Genomic DNA, 3852 nt, shown 5'->3' on the forward strand with positions numbered 1-3852 from the left:
CGACGGTCGGCTTCGGCGCGGGTCGCGGCCATGTGCGAGCGTTCCGCTTCTGCCGCAATGCTTTCGCGCTCGGCGAGCTCGGCGCGAGTTGCCTCGAGCAGTTCCTTCGACTCGTTGAGTGCGGCGATGAGTTCCCGCTCGCGGGCGGCGACCTCTTCGGCTTCGGCCTCAAGGGCCTCCGGGTCGGGGCCGGAGGACGCTTCGATGCCGATCTCGAGGTGCTGGGCGCGCTCGGAGGCGATGCGGACCGTCGCACTGAGCCGTTCGGCCAACGCAGACAGCCGGAACCACGTCTGCTGTGCCGCTTCGGCCCGCCCGGTGAGCCCCGACACTGCGGATTCGTGGGCCGAAAGTTCGAAGGTCGCCTCGTCCAGACGGGTCGCGAGGTCGTCGTGATCCTTGCGCAGCGTCGTCTCGGCCGGGTTGGTGTCGTCGAACTCGGCCTGCCGTTTGACCAGGTCGTCGGCCGCCAGACGCAGTCGGGCGTCGCGCAGATCGGCCTGGATGGTCTGGGCGCGGCGGGCCATCTCGGCTTGCCTGCCCAGAGGCTTGAGCTGGCGGCGCAACTCGGTGGTGAGGTCGTTAAGGCGCGCGAGGTTGGCCGACATCGAGTCGAGCTTGCGGACCGCCTTCTCCTTGCGCTTGCGGTGCTTGAGCACGCCAGCGGCTTCCTCGATGAACGCCCGGCGGTCCTCGGGGCGGGATTCGAGGATCTCGGACAACTTGCCCTGACCGACGATGACGTGCATCTCGCGGCCGATGCCGGAGTCGCTCAGAAGTTCCTGCACATCCATCAATCGGCAACTGCTGCCGTTGATCTCGTATTCGCCGGCGCCGTCGCGGAACATGCGCCGCGTGATGGACACCTCGGAGTACTCGATCGGCAGTGCATTGTCGGAGTTGTCGATCGTCAGCGTCACCTCGGCGCGACCCAGCGGCGCTCGCGACGACGTGCCTGCGAAGATGACGTCTTCCATCTTGCCGCCGCGCAGCGTCTTGGCGCCCTGCTCGCCCATCACCCACGTCAAGGCGTCGACGACGTTGGACTTACCCGACCCGTTGGGCCCAACGACGCAGGTGATACCGGGTTCGAAGCGCAGAGTCGTCGGCGAGGCGAAGGATTTGAAACCCTTCAGCGTCAGACTCTTGAGGTGCACGACGTGCCACACTACCGCCGCATCGGGCTATCTCTCGACGAAGCCGACGAACGACTCAGCGGTGTCGGACCAGTCCGCCACCACGGTATCCACGCTGCCTGGGGTTTGGCCGCTCCGCAGCAGGTCAAGCAGTCGCTCGCACGACGCCCGCGGACCCTGCGCGACGACGTGCACGCGCCCGTCCTGCTTGTTGGCGGCGAACCCCGTCAGCCCCAGTTCCAGCGCCCGGGACCGCGTCCACCACCGAAAACCCACACCCTGGACGTCGCCGTGCACCCAGGCCGACAGCCGGACCTCTTGGTCAGGATTGGCCACTATTGGTCACTTCGAACGTGACCTCGGTGCCGGACTTCAGGGTCCGTCCCACGGTGCACACCTTGTCGATGGACCGTTCGACCACTGTCTTCAGCTTCGCGATCTCGTCCTCGGATAGTCCCGAGAGGTCGACGACGAGGTTCTCCTCGATCAGCGGATAGCGCTCCTGGGAGCGGTCGGCGGGACCGGACACCTTGATCGTCGTCTGGTAGTCGTCGCCGAGACGGCTGCGCAGCGGATGGTCGCTGCTCATCCCGCTGCACGCGGCCAACGCGATCTTGAGCAGCTCACCGGGGGTGAAGACGCCCCCGACGTCCTCCGACCCGATCAGCACCTCCGCGCCCCGCGAACTGCGACCGGTGTAGCGGCGCACGCCCGTGCGCTCAACCCAGAGATCAGTCATGTGGTTCCCTTCCTATCGCGAGCGCGCGTGTCTGTACCCCCACACGCCGCGAAAAGCCAGCATTCTGCGCGCGCTCGCGCCGTGTTGCGTTCAACGTCGTGGCCGCGGCTGGCATTTCGGGCAGTAGTACGACGAGCGGTTCATGAACTTCTCGCGGCGTATCAGGGTGCCGCACCGACGGCACGGTTCGCCCTCGCGGCCGTAGGCGTCCAGCGAGCGGTCGAAGTAGCCGGACTCACCGTTGACGTTGACGTACAGCGAGTCGAACGACGTGCCGCCCTGGCCCAGCGCGTCGCGCATGACGTCTCCCGCGTGGTCCAGGAGCGCGCCCAGGGTGGGCCGCGACAACGTGTCGGCCAGCCGGGCGCCGTTGACCTTCGCCCGCCACAGCGCCTCGTCGGCGTAGATGTTGCCGATGCCCGACACCACGGTCTGGTCGAGCAGTTGGCGCTTGATCTCGGAGTGCTTTCGCCGCAACAGCTTTACTACCGCGTCGCGGTCGAACAACGGGTCGAGCGGGTCACGGGCGATGTGTGCGACCGGCTCGGGAACCTCGCTGCCGTCGACGCTGACCAGATCGGCCAGCATCCAGCCGCCGAACGTGCGCTGGTCGACGAAGCTCAGCGCGGTGCCGTCGTCGAGCAGCGTCGCGATGCGCAGATGCTCGGTCTTCGCGACCGTTCCAAGCAGCATCTGCCCACTCATGCCGAGATGGACCACCAGGGCGTCGCCGCCATCGAGGGTCAGCCAGAGGAACTTCCCGCGCCGACCGGTGCCGGTGATCGTCGACCCCAGAAGCCGTGCGGTGAGATCGCCCGGGCCTGCCTCGTGCCTGCGGACCGCGCGGGGATGGTGCACCCGAACCGCGGCGATGCTGCGGCCGGTTACGTGCGCTTGCAAACCGCGCCGGACGACCTCGACCTCGGGCAGTTCAGGCATCCGGGACCGGCGCCGCTTCCAGCGCGGCGTACGCCGCGGCGGCCGCTTGCTGTTCGGCCTCCTTCTTGGTCCGGCCGCCACCTTCTCCGTAGTCGGCGCCGTTCACCACTGCCCGGGCGGTGAAGTACTTGTCGTGCTCGGGGCCGGTCGAGGTCAGGATGTACGACGGCACGCCTATCCGACGCGCCGCCGAGAGCTCCTGCAGGCTGGTCTTCCAGTCCAGGCCGGCGCCGAGACTGGCTGAGGTCTCCAGCAATTCGCCGAACAACCGGAGGATGACGTCGCGGGCCACCTGGTGTCCATGTTCGGTGTACGTCGCGCCGAGTAGCGACTCCAGCCCGTCGGCCAGAAGGTTGGCCTTCTGCGATCCGCCACTGGCGAGCTCTCCGCGGCCCAACAGTAGATACGAACCGAGGCCGTCGTCGGTGAGCTGCCGGGCGATCTGCGCGAGCGCCTGGGTGTTGACGACGGCGGACTTGAGCTTGGCCAGTTCGCCCTCGGTGCGGTCCGGGTACTTGGCGAAGATTTCCGCGGTGATGACCAGCCCGAGCACGGCGTCGCCGAGGAACTCGAGCCGCTCGTTGGTGGGCAGGCCGCCATTCTCGTAGGCATAGCTGCGGTGCGTCAGTGCCACGGTGAGCAGCCCATCGGGCAGCTCCACGCCCAGCGCCTGGAGCAGCGGCGTGCGGTCGACCGTCACGCAGGCCCTCCGGACTTCCCCGGCTCCTCGCTGTTCGGTTCGGTTGTCGGCTCGGCGGTCGGCTTGGAGGGAAACACAGCGGCCAGCTTGGCCCAACGCGGGTCGATCAGGTCGTGGTGATGACCTGGTTCGGCGTCGGCCAGCCGCACGCCGCACTGCTGGCACAGGCCGGGGCAGTCCTCTTCGCACAGCGGGGAGAACGGCAGCACCAGACCGATCGCATCGATGATCGGCTGCTCCAAGTCGATGGTGTCGTCGACGACGTGACCGACCTCGTCGGCCTCGGTGGTGGCCTCGGTCGCGCTGTCCGGGTAGGCGAACAACTCGGTGAGGTCGAT

Annotated in this window: 6 protein-coding genes; all 6 read right to left on the reverse strand. The window is 67.7% G+C overall.

Annotation, left to right across the window (positions count from 1 at the left end):
• The coding region (locus QOI01_RS15400) for a chromosome segregation SMC family protein (protein ID WP_526382325.1) at positions 1-1157 on the reverse strand (1157 nt) is incomplete at its 3' end.
• Between the two features lie 27 nt (positions 1158-1184).
• Positions 1185-1472: an acylphosphatase gene (locus QOI01_RS15405; protein WP_526382327.1), complete on the reverse strand. Its 288-nt coding sequence runs from the start codon at positions 1470-1472 to the stop codon at positions 1185-1187.
• A complete protein-coding gene (locus tag QOI01_RS15410; RefSeq protein WP_526382329.1) occupies positions 1459-1875 on the reverse strand; it encodes an OsmC family protein in 417 nt (138 codons plus the stop codon). Before QOI01_RS15410 ends, QOI01_RS15405 begins: the two co-directional genes overlap by 14 nt.
• Before the next feature lie 90 nt (positions 1876-1965).
• Positions 1966-2814 carry a bifunctional DNA-formamidopyrimidine glycosylase/DNA-(apurinic or apyrimidinic site) lyase gene (gene mutM / locus QOI01_RS15415; protein ID WP_526382331.1) on the reverse strand — a complete coding sequence of 283 codons (849 nt, stop codon included), beginning with the start codon at positions 2812-2814 and terminating at the stop codon, positions 1966-1968.
• Positions 2807-3514 (reverse strand): ribonuclease III, encoded by a 708-nt coding sequence (gene rnc, locus QOI01_RS15420; RefSeq protein ID WP_526382333.1) that lies wholly within the window; start codon positions 3512-3514, stop codon positions 2807-2809. Before rnc ends, mutM begins: the two co-directional genes overlap by 8 nt.
• Positions 3511-3852, reverse strand: a 342-nt coding sequence (locus QOI01_RS15425; RefSeq protein ID WP_526382335.1) for a YceD family protein, incomplete at its 5' end; no start/stop codon positions are given. The genes rnc and QOI01_RS15425, both read right to left, overlap by 4 nt.

The organism is Mycobacterium sp., from assembly GCF_032162605.1.
In the GTDB taxonomy this organism is placed as follows: domain Bacteria; phylum Actinomycetota; class Actinomycetes; order Mycobacteriales; family Mycobacteriaceae; genus Mycobacterium.

Coding starts and splice junctions, on each gene's coding strand:
- QOI01_RS15410 (WP_526382329.1), bottom strand. CDS start 1,875: ATGACTGATCTCTGGGTTGAGCGCACGGGCGTGCGCCGCTACACCGGT.
- mutM (WP_526382331.1), bottom strand. CDS start 2,814: ATGCCTGAACTGCCCGAGGTCGAGGTCGTCCGGCGCGGTTTGCAAGCG.